Below are 15,969 nucleotides of genomic sequence, written 5' to 3'. Positions count from 1 at the left end.
CAGCTGCTTTTCAATACTCAGTGCTTGGCCACTGCCGTGTTGAGTTTCAGGTAGTCCAGCAGAATCCGCCCGGTTTCGCTCAGGTAGGCGTCATCTTCCGGCTTGGTCTTGTCGTCCTCGGCTGCGATGGCGTCCTCGTCTTCCTTCTTCAGCTCTTTGAGCGGTTCTTCGCCCTTGGCTTTGCGACGGATGTTTTCCATGGTCAGCTGTTTGGCTTCGATGTCGGCGTGCTGGGCGCGACGCTCGGCTTCATTGAGGCTGACGGTTTTTTCGGCCATCAGTTTCTGCGCCAGGGCCAGCTTGTCGCGGATGAACACGAATTCCGCATCCTTGGCCGTGCGCAGGTCATGCTCGGACTGGAGTTGCGAAATGTACGGCTTGAACGGGTCGACCGCAGGCTTGATCGCCGCCTTGATGGTGTCCCACGGCATGGCTTCCGGCAGGGCGCTTTCACCGATTTCCTTGGTGTCGATGATCGATGGGTAATCGATGTCCGGCAGGACGCCCTGATGCTGGGTGCTCTGTCCGGAAACCCGGTAGAACTTGGCCAGGGTCAGTTTCAGTTCGCCATGGTTGAGCGGCTGAATGGTCTGCACGGTGCCTTTGCCGAAGGTCTGGCCGCCAATGATCAGCGCGCGGTGGTAGTCCTGCATGGCGCCGGCAAAAATCTCCGAAGCCGAGGCGGACAGGCGGTTGACCAGCAACGCCATCGGGCCTTTGTAGAACGCGCCCGGGTTTTCATCTTCCAGCACGTCGACACGGCCATCGGCGTTACGCACGAGCACGGTCGGGCCTTTGTCGATGAACAGGCTGGTCAGCTCGGTGGCTTCCTGCAAGGAGCCGCCGCCGTTGTTGCGCAGGTCGATGACCACGCCGTCGACTTTTTCTTTCTGCAACTCGGTCAGCAGTTTCTTGACGTCGCGGGTGGTGCTCTTGTAATCCGGGTCGCCGGCACGGAAGGCCTTGAAGTCCAGATAGAACGCCGGGATTTCGATGACGCCGAGCTTGTAGTCCTTGCCGTCCTGCTTCAGGTTCAGGACCGATTTCTTCACGGCCTGGTCTTCAAGCTTCACCGCTTCACGGGTGATCGGCACGATCTTGGAGGTCTGGTCGTTCGGCGCATTGCTGGCCGGGATGACCTCCAGGCGCACCACGGTGCCTTTCGGTCCGCGAATCAGCTTGACCACTTCGTCCAGGCGCCAGCCCACCACATCGACCATCTCCTTGTTGCCTTGGGCAACGCCGATGATCTTGTCGGCCGGTGCAACCTGTTTGGTCTTGTCCGCCGGACCTGCCGGCACCAGGCGCACGACTTTCACCTGGTCGTTATCGCTCTGCAACACGGCACCGATGCCCTCGAGGGACAGGCTCATGTTGATGTCGAAATTCTCCGCGTTATCCGGCGACAGATAGTTGGTGTGCGGGTCGTAGGACATGGCGAAGGTATTGATGTACGCCTGGAAGATGTCTTCCGCGCGGGTCTGGTCCAGGCGCGCCAGCTGGTTCTTGTAGCGCTTGGTCAGGGTTTCCTGGATCTGCTTGGGATCCTTGCCGGCGATCTTCTGGCGCAGGACTTCGTCCTTGACGCGTTTGCGCCACAGGTCGTCGAGTTCTGCCGTGGTTTTGAGCCAAGGGGCGTCCTTGCGGTCGATCAGCAAGGTTTCCCGGGTGGTGAAGTCGATCTTGTCGACGCCTTTGTTCAGTTCGGCAAGGGCGAAGTCCAGACGCGCCTTCACGCGGTCCAGGTAGCGCTTGTAGATCGTGAACCCGGCGTTCAGGTCGCCGCTCTTGAGGAAATCGTCGAACTGCGTCTTCCACTTGTCGAATTCGGCAATGTCGCTGGCCATGAAGTAGCTGCGCGACGGATCCAGCAGCTTGAGGTAGCTGTCGTAGATGATCACCGAGCGTGCGTCATCGAGTGGCGGCTTGCTGTAGTGGTGGCGTTTGAGCAATTCCACGACGTTCAGACTGGCGATCACTTCGTCACGATCGGGTTGAAGCTTGTCCCAGCTATTGGCTGCGAAAGTATTGCTCGACATCGGCAGCAAGCCGATACCGATGAACAGGGCGAGGGCAGTGCTGGGGAACAGATGCTTCATGCTGATTCGACGCGGGGACAATTGATAACGCATATTAGGCCGTCTTTGAAGTCGCCGGATCTTTGAGAACCGGTCGCATAATGCAAAAAGCCCGGCGCTATAGCTTCGGGCTCAGTCCAGACTCACTATGGAGGCACTGTGAAAGCATTGCAAGGCGTTGACGGTCAAGTGGTGTGGGTTGATGAACCAAGTCCTGCATGCGATGTAGGACAAGTTCGTATACGAGTGGCGGCATCGGGCCTCAATCGCGCCGATTTGTTGCAGAAAGCAGGTCTTTATCCGCCACCGCCAGGGGCCAGCCAAGTGCTCGGTCTAGAGTGCTCGGGGGTGGTCAGCGAGGTCGGCGCCGGGTCCTCCTGGCAGGTTGGCGATCGGGTTTGTGCCTTGCTGGCCGGGGGCGGGATGGCTGAAGAGGTGGTTGTCGACGGGCGGCATGTGCTGCCGGTTCCCGACGGAGTGTCATTGGTCGAAGCGGCGGCATTGCCCGAAGTCTATGCAACAGTCTGGCTGAATTTGTTTCAACTGGCTGCGCTCAAGCCGGGTCAGAAAGTTCTGCTGCATGCCGGAGCGAGTGGAATCGGTTCAGCGGCCATTCAGTTGTGCAAGGCTTTCGGCAACCCGTGCTGGGTCAGTGTCGGTTCCGCCGAACGACTGGCGTACTGCGAATCGCTCGGCGCCCAGGGTGGCGTGGTGCGTGATGGCGATCTGGAGAGCCTGAGGGATCTGGGGCCTTTCGACGTGATTCTCGACCCGGTGGGCGGCAATTACGCGGCGTTGAACCTCAAGCTGCTGGCCCAGGATGGCCGTTGGGTGTTGATCGGCCTGATGGGCGGGCGAGAGGCCAGACTGGACCTGGCCCAGGTGCTGGCCAAGCGTGTGCAGTTGCTGGGGTCGACGTTGCGCAGCCGGGATGATCAGTTCAAGGCCGATCTGTTCAGTGACCTGAGCCAGCATGTGTGGCCGTTGTTTGCCGAGGGGCGCTTGAGTCCGCAGCTTGCCAGGGCATTCCCGATCAAGGAGGCCGAGGCGGCGTTTGCCGAATTGGCGAGCAATACCGTGGCGGGGAAGGTGGTGTTGGTGATTGACGAAAGCCTGAACTGACAATACGGAACCTGTAGGAGCGAGCATGCTCGCGATGGCGTCGGGTCAGTCAATACATTATTGAATGACACACCGCTATCGCGAGCATGCTCGCTCCTACAGGGGGCTTGGTTATGCCCAGTCGTGGATCGGCCACCCAGCCTTTTCAGCCTGCTCGCGCAGCACCGGATCCGGGTTCACCACGTGGGGATGATCCACTTTGAGCAACAGCGGCAGGTCATTGCGTGAGTCGGAATAGAAACTCGCGCCTTCGAGGTTTTCCTCCTCTGCATCCAGCCATTCCAGCAAGCGGGTGATCTTGCCTTCGCGGTAGGTCAGGGTGCCGACGGTATTGCCGGTGTAAGCACCATGGGCAACTTCCAGCTCGATGCCCAGAATCTCGTCGATGCCCAGACGCTCGGCAATCGGTCCGACCAGGTGCGTACCTGAAGCGGAGATCACCAGAATGCGGTCGCCGGCCTTGCGATGGGCGGCGATGGTTTTGGTGGCGTCGCTGAAGATGATCGGTTCGATGACCTCTTCCACCCAGGGTCCGACCAAGTGATCCACCTCCTCCGGTGTACGCCCGATCAACGGTTCGAGGCTGAAGGTCATATAGTCCTCCATCGCCAGGTGGCCGCGACCGTAGGCATCCATCAACTCCTTGTCACGGCGCAGGAAGGATTCGCTGTCGACCCAGCCGAGGCGGACCATTTGCTCGCTCCACAGTGAGGCGCAGTCGCCGTGGATCAGGGTTTCGTCCAGATCAAAAATTGCCAGGGCCATTAGTGGGGTTCTCTCTTGAGAACAGCTTCAAGCGGCAGGCTTCAAGCTGCAAGGTGGATAGAGGTAGTCAGCAGTTTACTTGCAGCTTACAGCTTGAAGCTTGCCGCTGCTGTCAAGCTACCTCACACAAGGCCGTCGGATCGATGGAAAGCGCCAGGCGCTGACCATCGGGGTGCAGATCGGAGGCCGAACGGTTGAGCACATCAACGACCAGCTCCACGCCCCGGGCTTCGATCCGGTAGCGAATGACGTTGCCCAGCAGGCTGTGGCTGCGTACCTGCGCGTCCAGTTCGCCGTTGAGGCTCAGCTCGATGGCTTCCGGGCGAATGGCGATGCGCTTGCTGATTGGCCGCTGCAGCAGCTTCGAGGCACTGTCGGCGTCCAGCAGGTTGTAGTTGCCGATAAAACCGGCGGCGAACACATCCACCGGTGCGGTATAGAGGGTTTCGGCGTCGCCGCTTTGTACGATTTTTCCCTGGTTCATCAGGAAAATCCGGTCAGACATGGTCAGGGCTTCTTCCTGGTCGTGTGTGACGAAAATCGTGGTCAGGCCCAGTTCGCGCTGGATCTGACGAATCTGTTCGCGCAGATGCTTGCGAATGCGCGCGTCCAGCGCAGACAGCGGTTCATCCAGCAGCAACAGCCGTGGTCGCGTTACCAGGGAGCGGGCGAGAGCGACGCGTTGGCATTGGCCGCCGGACAACTGATGTGGGTAACGGGCGGCGAAATCTTGCAGCTCCACCAGTTTCAGCACTTCGGCGACACGCTTGCGGCTGTCGTCGACGTTGACCTTCTGCATGCGCAAACCGAAGGCGACGTTCTGTTCCACGCTCATGTTGGGGAACAGGGCATAGCTTTGGAACACCATGCCGATGCCACGTTTCTGCGGGCTCAGGGGCACGATGTCCTGGCCGTCGAGCAGGATCTTGCCGCCATCCACCGAGGTCAGGCCGGCGATGCAGCGCAGCAGGGTGGATTTGCCGCAACCGGACGGCCCGAGCAGGGTGACGAACTCGCCTTTCTGGATTTCGCAATTGATGTCGCTGAACACCGTGGTGCCCGCATAGTCTTTTTTAAGGTGTTGGACGCTGACGAAGCTCATTGGCTTTTGTCCTTGTTCAAGATGTTGGCAGCCCAGGTCAGGACCAGCACAAAGAAGAAGTAGGAAATCACCAGTGCGCTGGTGAAATGACCGCTGCTGTTGCGCATGTTGTTGAGGTAGACCTGCAGGGTTTCGTAGCGCGTACCGACGAGGATATTGGCGAACACGAACTCACCGAACAGGAACGAAAACGACAGCAGCAGTGCCACCATCAGGCCCTTGCGCAGGTTCGGCAGTACCACCAGGAAGGCGGCTTGCCAGGTGCTGGCGCCGAGCAACTGGGCGGCGTCCATCAGGTCGCGCAGGTTGATCGCTTGCAGGTTGTTGGTGATCGCCCGGTACATGAACGGCAGCGCCACGGTGAAGTAGCAACCGATCAGGATCCACGGCGTCCCGACCATGGCGAACGGTCCGGAACCGTAGAGCTGCAACAGCCCCACCGAAGACACCACCGGCGGCACGGCGAAGGGCAGCAGGATCAGGATGTTCATCAGCGCGTCGAGTTTCGGGAAGTGGTAATGCACCACGAACAGCAGCGGCAGAATCAGTACCACGGAAAGAATCAACGAACCGACGCAGACCAGCAGCGATTGCCCGAACGCATTCAGGAAGCGCGGATCGCTCCACAGCTGGATGTACCACTTGAGGGTGAAGCCGCTGGGCAGGATGGTCGCCGACCAACTGCTGGCGATCGAATAGACCAGCGTGCCGGCCAGCGGCAGCAGCAGGATGGCAAACAGCAGGTACACCACGGCGCGATGGTAGACACCGGCGGGTCCCAGTTCAGCGCGAGACATGGTAGCTCCTCTTCAACAGCAACTGATGCACGATGGTCACCAGGGTCATCAAGGCCACGAGCACCACGGCCAGGGCGCTGGCCAGGTTCGGGTCCAGGGAAATGTCACCGGACACCATCGCCGCGATGCGGATCGGCAGCACGTTGAAGTTGCCGGTGGTCAGGGCGTACACCGTGGCGTAGGCACCGAGGGCGTTGGCCAGCAGGATCACGAAGGTGCCCAGCAATGCCGGCGTCAGCACGGGCAAACCGATGTGCCGCCAGAACTGCCAGCCGCCGGCGCCGAGTAGCGCGGCAGACTCGCGCCAGTCTTCGCGCAAGGCGTCGAAGGCCGGGTACAGCAGCAACACGCCGAGGGGAATCTGGAAGTAGGTATAGAGAATGATCAACCCGGTTTTCGAGTACAGGTTGAAATCCTGAATGATGCCGGCCTGCTTGAGCATGATGGTGAAGCTGCCGTTGAAGCCAAGCAGAATGATGAACGCGAAGGCCAGGGGTACGCCGGCGAAGTTGCTGGTCATGTTGGCGAAGGCGTTGACGAAGTTGCGCAGTTTCGAATCGACCTGGCGCAGGGAGTAGGCACCCAGTATGGCGATGATGATCCCGAACACGCTGGACCAGAAACTGATCTCGAGGCTGTACTGGATGGCCTGCAGGTAAAACTTCGAGCTGAAGATCTTGTTGAAGTTGGCCAGGCCCCAGCCGAACTCTTCCGATTCCAGGCTGTTGATCATCACCCACGTCAGCGGGGCAATTTCGAACACGATGAAAAACACTGCGAAGGGCACCAGGCAAAGCGCTGCGAGCCATTTACTGCGAGTCATGGCATTCACTTGAGCAACTCCCGGCAGACCGGTTTGTCGTGGGGCGCGCCCAGCAACTCGCAGACAGTGCCGCAGATGTCGGTCTGTTTCGGCGTGGCGTTGGCGTCGAAGCTGAATGCGTCACCGAGCACGAACAAAGGCACTTCGCGTTCTTCCGGCAGCAGGCCGTTGTGGGAGCGGTCGTTGTTCATGCCGTGGTCGGCGGTGACCAGCACCTGATAACCGGCATCCAGCCAGCCTTGCAGGTAGTCGGCCAGGATGATGTCGGCCGAGCGGGCGCTGTTGCGGTACTGCGGCGTGTCGAGGCCGTGCTTGTGCCCGGCATCGTCAATGTTCATCGGATGGATCAACAGGAAGTTCGGCCCGTGGCGCAGGCGCAGGCTTTCGGCGTCGGCGAACAGGTGCGAGTCCGGGTAGTGATCGTTCCAGTAGAAATGCCCGTGCTGGATCGGCAATTGCGGGTCATCGGTGTGACGGTCCCGGGCTGCCACGAAGGGCGAACGGTTGTACAGCTCGCTGACCCAGTGATAGGCCGCCGCCGCGGTCACGAGGCCGGCGTCGGTGGCGTAGTGATAGATGCTGCGCTGGTTGGACAGGCGCGAGACGTTGTTGTGGACGATGCCGCTGTCGATGGGCGCAACGCCGGTCAGGATGCATTCGTACAGTGGGCGGGACAGGGCTGGCAACTCGCACTCCAGTTTGTAGAGTGCGGCGCGTCCTGCACCGACGTAAGCCTGAAGGTGCCCCATGGCGTGGCGGGCAACCTCATGGTTGAGGCCGTCGAGCACGACAAGGATGACGTTGTGCTTCATAGGGGCAAAACTCCAGTTGAAATTCACTCGATCCACTTGTGGGAGCGGGCTTGCCCGCGATGGCGATCTGTTTTCAACGCAGATGTTGACTGACAGTCCCTCATCGCGGGCAAGCCCGCTCCCACAGGGATCCCTATGGGACCCGGAAGTGGGGGATTTACAGCATCACTTCATCTCGACAATGACTTCTTCGTTCCACTTCTGAGGAAGGGCCTTGGAGGTCTTTTCCCAAGCATCCGCGTCTTTGATCGGCGTCACTTTCTTGTACTGCTCGTTAGGCAGCAGCTTGGCCTGCACCTCGGCTGGCAGGGTCAGGTGCTCGGCACGGATCGGACGGGCGTTGCCCTTGGCCAGGTTGATCTGGCCGGCGTCGCTGAAGATGTATTCGCGGGTCAGCTTGGCGGCGTTCGGGTTTTTCGCGTACTTGTTGATGATGGTGGTATAGCCGGAAATCACCGAGCCATCGGACGGGATCAGCACCACGTAGTCATCCGGGTTGGCCATCTTGGCTTTGTAGCTCAGGCCGTTGAAGTCCCAGACCACGCCGACTTCGACTTCGCCCTTTTCCATGGTGGCAATCGTCGGGTTGGCCATCGACAGGCGACCTTGCTTGGCGATGTCGGCGAACAGCAGCAGGGCCGGCTGCAGGTTCTTCTCGTCGCCGCCGTTGGCCAGTGCCGCGGCCAATACGCCGTTGGCGGCCTGGGCCGCGGTGCTTACGTCGCCGATGGAGACCTTGTATTTGCCACCCTTGAGGTCTGCCCATTTGGTCGGGATTTCGGAACCGTGCAGCAACTTCTTGTTGACGATGAACGCGATGGTGCCGGTGTAGGCCAGCGCCCAGTTGCCGTCCTTGTCCTTGGCCCAGGCTGGAACCTGATCCCAGGTCGAAGGCTTGTAAGGCTGGACGACGCCTTGCTTGACCGCGATCGGGCCGAAAGCGGCACCGACGTCGCCGATGTCGGCGCTGGCGTTGTCTTTTTCAGCGGCGAACTTGGCGATCTCCTGGGCCGAGCTCATGTCGGTATCAATGTGTTTGAGGCCATAGGTCTTGGCCAGGTCTTCCCAGGTGCCTTTCCAGTTGGCCCAGTCATCAGGCATGCCGACGCTGTTGACGGCGCCTTCCGCTTTCGCAGCGGCTTCGAGGGTTTTCAGATCGGTGTCGGCCGCCATGGCGGCGGTGCACATTGCAATGGTCGAGCCTAACAGTGATGCCAGGAAAAACTGTTTCATTCCGAAGCTCCTTGGGTCGTGTTCAACGCTGCGATTGCGGTTTGTGTTGGTCTAGGTCAGCAATACCTGAGCCAATTTAAGGGGCCTGGATGACACTTTGATGTCGTTCGTCGCCCGGAATGACTATTTGTTCGGCGGTATCGCCAGTGGCCTGATAAGCGTAGACCATGGTCAAAGCCCCGGCAGGAAAGGGACTTGGCCGATGAATTGCAGGTTGTTGGGCGCCGCGAGTGGTGACCGTTGGGCAGCTTTGTCACACCTTGGTCATCTGCGCTGCCTACGCTTGCAGACTATTGAATGGGCCGGTTTGCGCTACGGATCTGCCCTGAATTGGTGCTGGTCTAGTCCAGATAGGAAACGTTGATGCGTGAAGAGGCAACAAAAGCGGTAACAGCCATTGGCCTGGTCCTTCAGGAGCAGATCGACCACGGACTGTTGACGCCTGGCAGCAAACTGCCGGCCGAGCGCAAGCTCAGTGAGTTGTTCGGCACCACGCGAATCACGTTGCGTGAAGCGTTGTTGCAATTGGAGTCCCAGGGGCAGATCTACCGCGAGGAACGTCGCGGCTGGTTCGTCTCGCCGCCACGCCTGGCCTACAACCTGATGCAGCGCAGCCATTTTCACGCGATGGTCAGCGCCCAGGGGCGGGTGCCGTCCACCGAGGTGATTTCGGCGCGATTGCAGCCGGCATCGGCGGCGGTCTGTGCCTGGCTGCAATTGCCGGCGCTGTCGAGTGTGATCCAGATCTGCCGCTCACGACGCATCGACGGGCGATTGGTGCTGTATGTGGAGCACTATCTGAACCCGCAATACTTTCCCGGGATACTCGATTTCGACTTGAATCAGTCGATCACCGAGCTGTATGCGCGGCATTACGACTTGCACTACGGGCGGGTGCGTTTCGAGATTGTGCCCACGGCGTTGTCGGTGGATGCGGCGGCGGCCTTGAAGGTGTCGGTGGGCAGCCCGGGCCTGCGGATTGCCCGGGTCAACTATGACCAGCATGAACGGTTGATCGACTGCGACCTGGAGTTCTGGCGGCATGATGCAATTCATGTCGGGGTGGAGGTGGTTTAGACGCAGCTTCAAGCTTCAAGCTTCAAGCGAGAAGCCATGACCGGTGGCATCACTCTGTCTGCGGTCCGCTACCTGCCGTGACGACTTGGATACTCATGCGCGGTGTCGCCAGATCCAGTCCGGCTTCATCCATGTGCCGCTTGAGTGACAGATTGAATGCTCGCGACACTTCCCACTGCTTGATGGGCGCAGTCTTGAACCGGGCGCGAAGGATTGCGTTGCCCGACTCGAAACTTTCCACCCCCTGGAACTCCAGCGGCGACCAGATATTGCGCCGTTGCAGCGGATCGGTGCGCATTTTCTGGGCGACTTCGCGCATCAGTTTGATGGCGTTGTCGATGTCCATGCTGGCGGGCACGGCGACCCGGAATATCGCGTAGCCGAACTCCCGGGAGTAGTTCTTGATGCTTTTGATTTCGCTGAACGGAATGGTGTGGACGATACCGTCGATATCCCGCAGGCGTACGGTGCGGATGGTCAGGCCCTCGACTGTACCGAGGTGGCCGCCGACATCCACGTAGTCGTCGATGGCCAGGGAATCCTCGATGATGATGAACAGCCCGGTAATCAGGTCGGCGACCAATGACTGCGCACCAAAACCGATGGCAAGGCCGATCACGCCGGCACCGGCCAGCAGTGGCGTGACGTTCATGCCCATGTTCGCCAGGGCGACAATCAGCGCGATGATGAAAATCGCGATGAACAGAACGTTGCGGATCAGCGGCATCATCGTCTGTGCGCGGGCATTGGCCAGGCCTTTGCGTGAACGGGTCAGGGCGTGATGCACGGCGGTGTCGCTGAGAATCCAGATCAGCCAGGCGAACAGCAGCGTGCCGGCGAGGCCGAACAGTTTGACGCTGACTTCGTGACCGTCGCCTTCGGTAAAGCGGATCAACGACATGCCCCAGACCCGCAGGCCAAGCTCAATGAAGGCCAGCCACACCAGCAGGTGGACGATGGTGTAGAAGAAGTTTTTCAGCCGTTCCGAATACACGGCGTAACGCCGGATACCGCGCTGGGGTTTGAGGGCGTGGCGGCGTACCAGGCCGTTGATGACCATGCACAACACCAGCAAAACGGTACAGATCAGCGACTGGCGCAGAGCGGTGCTGGTGTCGCCGGCAGAAATGAACGTCGCGAACAGGGAGATGGCCACCAGTACCAGCGCCGGTACGTACCAGAAGGTGCCGAGAATCGACAGGATGTCGTTGAGAGCGCGGCGGGTGAGGCGCTGGGACAGCGGTTGATTGCGGATCAGGTGGGCGATCGGCCGGCGGAAACGCAGGATGAACCGCCCCGTGGACAGCGCTGCCAGGACATTGGCGACGGTCGCGGCGGTATGGGCCAGATGGCTGCCGAGGCTGTCGACCAGTTGCGGATCGCTCAGCGCTTCGCCAAACGCGGCGAAGCTGCCGATCAGCCACAACGGCCGAAACGCCTGGTGACGCAGGATATACAAGGCGCGATGGCGGTGCGGACCGTCAAGCAGGGAAAAGGCAATCACGCAAATGGCCGAGAAGCAGGTGCCGACCACCAGTGCATAGGCCAGGACCATGGCCAGGCTTTTGCCCAGGGACGAGGGCAGGGCGTAACTCAGGTAGACCGTGATCACCAGGGCGATCAGCCATGGCCCGAGTTTGCGCAAGGCGAAGCGCAGCATATCCAGGGCCCGGGGATGTTGCGGCAGTTCTTCGGTCAGGCCGAAACGCATCCGCACGCGGTGGCTGATCCAGATCAGGGCGGCGGCCAGCAGGCTCCAGACCATCAGGATCATGGCAAAGGCGAACAGCATGGGCAGCCATTCATTGGCCGGCAAGGCAAGGGCCACCAGTTCTTCCCTGGCTTGATCGAACTCGCTGGACCAGCGCGTGAGGGGGCTGTCGTCGCCGGAAAACTTTTTCTCGAAACTGGCCAGGGTCCCGCCAATCAGACCGAGTACGCCTTCTTCGGTAATCGGCTGGGCCTGTCTGGTGGTATCGCGGAGCTTTTTCAGGTCGGCCAGCAGCTTGCTGCGTTGCTGATCGTTTTCCAGTTGCTTGATCACTTCGTCCAGGGATTGCCCGAGGGGTTCCTGTGCCTCGGGCTGCGCCTTGGCCTGGTTGAGCAGGCCTGGCAGGCCGGCCGCCTGGGCGGGCGCTACTGACAGCAGCGTCATCAGGCAGACAAGGACAATACACGGGAGGGCAAAAAGACGAACGAGCACTAGGCGGTCAACCTTACAAGGAGCGGATCGACCGAGTGTACGAGCCCGTCAAAATCAATGCGAGACAAGGGCGATGAATTATTCGTTGAGTTTGGCGAGGATCTTGATCACCACGGTCGCGAGAATGGTCAGCATGCCGATCCACATGGCGAACACCCCGGCATTTTTGTCGCGAAAGTTGAAGCCTATAGCCAGCAGGAGCATTCCGGCGAGAATCGGGATCAGCATGGCGTTAAAGGTAGACAGCGAAATCATGGAGACAGCCTTGTCGAGGAGATACTTGAAGTCTAGGCCGCTTTTTTGAGCGGAGTTGTCTGTATCTGTAGGAGCGAGCACGCTCGCGATGGACTAGAGAGCACCGCGGGGTGTCAGGCGTCCAGCGTCATCGTTCACGTCCATCGCGAGCTTGCTCGCTCCTACAGGGTTTTGTTACGGCAATTCGCGGCAGGCATAGAACGCGCTCAGTACCTTGACCAGGTGCGCCAGGTCATGGCTGCCGCACAGTTCGCGGATCGAGTGCATGGCGAACGTCGGCAGGCCGATGTCCACGGTGCGCACGCCCAGGTGGCTGGCGGTGATCGGGCCGATGGTCGAGCCACAGCCCATGTCGCTGCGCACCACGAAACTCTGCACCGGCACTTCTTCAGCCATGCACAGGTGTCGGAAGAACCCGGCGGTTTCGCTGTTGGTGGCGTAGCGCTGGTTGCTGTTGACCTTGATCACCGGGCCGGCGTTGAGTTTCGGGCCGTGGTTGGCATCGTGCTTGTCGGCGTAGTTCGGATGCACACCATGGGCGTTGTCCGCCGAAACCAGCAGGGATTTCTGAATGGTGCGTACGAATTCATCACCTTCGGGCAGCAGGCGACGCAAGGTTTGTTCAAGCATCGGGCCATCGGCACCACAGGCAGAGCAGGAGCCGACTTCTTCGTGGTCGTTGCAGACCAGTACGCAGGTTTCGTCGGTGTCGGCCGTCAGCAGTGCTTGCAGGCCGGCGTAGCACGACAGCAGGTTGTCCAGCCGCGCGCCGGCGATGAAGTCGCCATGCAGGCCAATGACCGCAGCGCTTTGGGTATCGTAGAAACTCAGCTCGTAATCGAGCACCACGTCAGCGTTCAGGCCATGCTCCAGAGCAAGCTGATTGGTGAGCACGGCACGGAAGTCCACGCGCTCGTCACCGGCAAATTGCGCGAGGATCGGCGGCAGTTCGGTCTGGGCGTTGATGGCCCAGCCCATGTTGGCTTCACGGTTGAGGTGAATCGCCAGGTTCGGAATGATCGCGACCGGAGCCTTGAAGTCGATCAACTGGCTTTCGACCTTGCCATCGCGACGGAAGGTTACGCGGCCGGCCAGGGACAGGTCACGGTCGAACCATGGCGCCAGCAGCGCGCCGCCGTAGACTTCGACACCCAGTTGCCAGAAACCCTGGCGTTGCAACTCCGGTTGCGGCTTGACCCGCAGGCACGGGCTGTCGGTGTGGGCGCCGACCAGGCGAATGCCGCCATGCAGCGGTGAGTGGCGGCCCATCTTGATCGCGACAATCGAAGAGTCGTTGCGGGTGATGTAGTAACGGCCGTTGGCTTCGGTATTCCACGGTTCGCGCTCGTCGAGGCGCTGATAACCCGCCGCTTCCAGGCGCTGAACGAGGCTGGCGGTGGCATGGAACGGGGTAGGGGAGGCCTTGAGGAAATCGATCAGGCCTTGGTTCAACTCTTCGCGCATAAAGTAGCTCCAGACAGCAATGGCGCCAGTTTAACGTATTGGCTTGTCAAATGGCGCCGCGCTGATGGTGGGGGCTGGTCACCCAAATTGAATCTGTAGGAGCGAGCATGCTCGCGATGGCGGAGTGTCAGCCAGCATCAATGTTGGATGCGCCGGCCTCATCGTCGGAACGCCGCCCGGAGCATGCTCGCTCCTGCAGGGTTCGCCTTCGCTCAGAACGGTGCCGGGCACTCGAAGCGCAGGCGTTCGCCGGTCTGGGGATGGGTGAACGTGAGCATGCTCGCGTGCAGGCACAGGCGCGGCCAGGCTGCCAGCGCCTGCTCGTGGGCGTAGAGCCCGTCGCCCAACAATGGATGGCCAATGGAGAGCATGTGCACGCGCAACTGGTGGGAACGGCCGGTGATCGGTGTCAGTTCAACGCGGCACCAGTCGCCGCAACGTTCGAGCACTCGCCAGAAGGTCAGCGCGTGCTTGCCGAATTCGTGATCGACCACGTGCCGTGGCTTGGTCGGCGGGTCGTAGCGCAAGGGCAGGTCGATGCTGCCGCTGTCCAGTTCCGGCTGACCCCAGCACAGGGCTGTGTAGGCCTTTTCGGTTTCGCGGTCGTGAAATTGCCGGGACAGCTCGCGATGGGTATCCGGATCCCGGGCCAGCAGGATGATGCCGGACGTCTCCCAGTCCAGCCGATGGACGATTCGCGCTTCCGGGTAGCCGTTTTCCTGCAGTCGGGTGATCAGGCAGTCCTTGTTGTCATCGGCCCGGCCAGGGACGGAGAGCAACAGGGTCGGTTTGTTCACCACCAGCACGGCGGCGTCCTGATGGATGATGTGGATGTTGGACAACGGCATTGAAACAGCCTCGTAACAAACGCCAACGGCGGCTGCAGGAGAGAGCATGCTCGCGATGGAGTATCAGCGAAATCTATGTCGCTGACACACCTTCGCGAGCAAGCTCGCCCCTACAACCGCCGTGGCTCCTGACGGATCGACTCAGCGATCAGGTAGGGTGATATTGAGTTCCAGAATCGAGCAACTGCCCTGGCTTTCCAGTGCGACATGCACGTCATCGGACCCGATATTGACGTACTTGCGGATCACCTCGACCAGTTCCTTCTGCAAGGCCGGCAGGTAGTCCGGGGTGCTGCGTTGGCCGCGTTCGTGCGCCACGATGATCTGTAGACGCTCTTTCGCTACCGACGCGGTGCTTTGCTTTTTGTTGGCACGAAAGAAGTCAAAAAGGTTCATTGCTTAGTTGCCTCCAAACAGGCGCTCGAAGAATCCCTTCTTCTGTACATCGAGGAATCGATGATCCACGGTCTTGCCCAGCAGGCGGTCAACGGTATCGCTGTAGGCCTGGCCGGCATCGCTCTGGTCGTCGAGAATCACCGGCACACCCTGGTTGGATGCCTTGAGCACCGCCTGGGATTCCGGGATCACGCCGAGCAGGGTCACCGAAAGAATTTCCTTGACGTCTTCTACGCCGAGCATTTCGCCTTTGCTCACACGCTCCGGGTGATAACGGGTAATCAGCAGGTGTTCCTTTATCGGATCTTCACCGCGTTCGGCACGACGGGACTTGCTGGCCAGCAGGCCGAGCATGCGGTCGGAGTCACGCACCGAGGAGACTTCCGGGTTGGTCACGACGACCGCTTCATCGGCGAAGTACATGGCCAGGTGGGCGCCTTTCTCGATGCCCGCCGGGGAGTCGCAGACCACGAACTCAAAGGTTTCCTTGAGCTCCATCAGGACTTTTTCCACGCCTTCGGTAGTCAGCGCGTCTTTGTCGCGGGTCTGGCTGGCGGCCAGCACGTAGAGGTTTTCCAGGCGCTTGTCCTTGATCAGGGCCTGTTGCAGGTTGGCTTCGCCGTTGACCACGTTGACGAAGTCATACACCACACGGCGCTCGCAACCCATGATCAGGTCGAGGTTACGCAAACCCACGTCGAAGTCGACGATAACTGTTTTGTGACCGCGCAGAGCGAGGCCGGTACCGATAGCGGCGCTGGTGGTGGTCTTACCCACACCACCCTTGCCGGATGTAACCACGAGAATCTTGGCCAAGGTGTTTCACCCCTAAGGAAAAAGGACCTTTCAGTCCCTGAAAAACATCTCCTGAAAAACTACTGCAGTCGGACAGCCTTGGCTGGAATCCGGTTTTGAGCGGCGTTTACCCCCGGTAAACACTGCTTTCGGCCTTTTTCCTACTTCGTTTGAGCCGTTTTCGCTACGTTTTAGAGAT

The 15,969-nt window shown here is 60.1% G+C and carries 15 protein-coding genes; 2 read left to right on the top strand and 13 right to left on the bottom strand.

Features of this window, described 5'->3' with window-relative positions; genetic code table 11:
- Positions 1–17: 17 nt before the first annotated feature.
- The gene (locus CAG47_RS02005) at positions 18–2,099 is read right to left on the bottom strand and encodes a carboxy terminal-processing peptidase (protein WP_177408904.1); all 2,082 of its coding nucleotides are present in this window, start codon (positions 2,097–2,099) and stop codon (positions 18–20) included.
- A gap of 138 nt (positions 2,100–2,237) precedes the next feature.
- On the opposite strand from CAG47_RS02005, the gene CAG47_RS02000 reads away from it, so the two are divergent.
- The gene (locus CAG47_RS02000) at positions 2,238–3,200 is read left to right on the top strand and encodes a zinc-binding dehydrogenase (RefSeq protein WP_085723240.1); all 963 of its coding nucleotides are present in this window, start codon (positions 2,238–2,240) and stop codon (positions 3,198–3,200) included.
- A gap of 111 nt (positions 3,201–3,311) precedes the next feature.
- Here CAG47_RS02000 and CAG47_RS01995 read toward each other — a convergent pair whose 3' ends face one another.
- From CAG47_RS01995 to CAG47_RS01970, 6 genes are all read right to left on the bottom strand, one after another.
- Positions 3,312–3,965: an HAD family phosphatase gene (locus tag CAG47_RS01995; protein ID WP_085723239.1), complete on the bottom strand. Its 654-nt coding sequence runs from the start codon at positions 3,963–3,965 to the stop codon at positions 3,312–3,314.
- Between the two features lie 112 nt (positions 3,966–4,077).
- Positions 4,078–5,067, bottom strand: a complete 990-nt coding sequence (locus tag CAG47_RS01990) for an ABC transporter ATP-binding protein (protein ID WP_085723238.1) — start codon at positions 5,065–5,067, stop codon at positions 4,078–4,080.
- Positions 5,064–5,864 (bottom strand): ABC transporter permease, encoded by an 801-nt coding sequence (locus tag CAG47_RS01985; RefSeq protein WP_085723237.1) that lies wholly within the window; start codon positions 5,862–5,864, stop codon positions 5,064–5,066. The genes CAG47_RS01990 and CAG47_RS01985 overlap by 4 nt, the downstream gene beginning before the upstream one ends.
- Positions 5,851–6,687, bottom strand: a complete 837-nt coding sequence (locus CAG47_RS01980) for an ABC transporter permease subunit (RefSeq protein WP_177408903.1) — start codon at positions 6,685–6,687, stop codon at positions 5,851–5,853. Before CAG47_RS01980 ends, CAG47_RS01985 begins: the two co-directional genes overlap by 14 nt.
- 5 nt (positions 6,688–6,692) lie before the next feature.
- Positions 6,693–7,499 (bottom strand): alkaline phosphatase family protein, encoded by an 807-nt coding sequence (locus CAG47_RS01975; RefSeq protein ID WP_085723235.1) that lies wholly within the window; start codon positions 7,497–7,499, stop codon positions 6,693–6,695.
- Positions 7,500–7,664: 165 nt separating this feature from the next.
- Positions 7,665–8,732, bottom strand: a complete 1,068-nt coding sequence (locus CAG47_RS01970; RefSeq protein ID WP_085723234.1) for an ABC transporter substrate-binding protein — start codon at positions 8,730–8,732, stop codon at positions 7,665–7,667.
- 363 nt (positions 8,733–9,095) lie between these two features.
- Here CAG47_RS01970 and CAG47_RS01965 point away from each other — a divergent pair, with 363 nt between their 5' ends.
- Entirely contained in the window at positions 9,096–9,809 is a 714-nt protein-coding gene (locus CAG47_RS01965; RefSeq protein WP_085723233.1) for a UTRA domain-containing protein, read from the top strand.
- A 49-nt stretch (positions 9,810–9,858) separates the two neighbouring features.
- Here CAG47_RS01965 and CAG47_RS01960 read toward each other — a convergent pair whose 3' ends face one another.
- From CAG47_RS01960 to minD, 6 genes are all read right to left on the bottom strand, one after another.
- Positions 9,859–11,964 carry a mechanosensitive ion channel family protein gene (locus CAG47_RS01960; protein ID WP_085723232.1) on the bottom strand — a complete coding sequence of 702 codons (2,106 nt, stop codon included), beginning with the start codon at positions 11,962–11,964 and terminating at the stop codon, positions 9,859–9,861.
- Positions 11,965–12,090: 126 nt separating this feature from the next.
- Positions 12,091–12,267, bottom strand: coding sequence for a hypothetical protein (locus CAG47_RS28630; protein ID WP_177408902.1), 177 nt, complete (start codon positions 12,265–12,267; stop codon positions 12,091–12,093).
- Between the two features lie 174 nt (positions 12,268–12,441).
- Complete coding sequence (locus CAG47_RS01955; RefSeq protein WP_085723231.1) at positions 12,442–13,731, bottom strand: M18 family aminopeptidase; 1,290 nt, start codon at positions 13,729–13,731, stop codon at positions 12,442–12,444.
- Between the two features lie 212 nt (positions 13,732–13,943).
- Complete coding sequence (locus CAG47_RS01950; protein WP_007974948.1) at positions 13,944–14,579, bottom strand: RluA family pseudouridine synthase; 636 nt, start codon at positions 14,577–14,579, stop codon at positions 13,944–13,946.
- Positions 14,580–14,720: 141 nt separating this feature from the next.
- Positions 14,721–14,975 carry a cell division topological specificity factor MinE gene (gene minE, locus CAG47_RS01945; RefSeq protein WP_007974947.1) on the bottom strand — a complete coding sequence of 85 codons (255 nt, stop codon included), beginning with the start codon at positions 14,973–14,975 and terminating at the stop codon, positions 14,721–14,723.
- Between the two features lie 3 nt (positions 14,976–14,978).
- Positions 14,979–15,791, bottom strand: a complete 813-nt coding sequence (gene minD / locus CAG47_RS01940) for a septum site-determining protein MinD (protein WP_085723230.1) — start codon at positions 15,789–15,791, stop codon at positions 14,979–14,981.
- Between the last annotated feature and the right edge of the window lie 178 nt (positions 15,792–15,969).

This window comes from Pseudomonas sp. R37(2017), assembly GCF_002113375.1.
Lineage (GTDB): Bacteria > Pseudomonadota > Gammaproteobacteria > Pseudomonadales > Pseudomonadaceae > Aquipseudomonas.
This window is presented reverse-complemented; position numbering and strand designations above follow the sequence as displayed.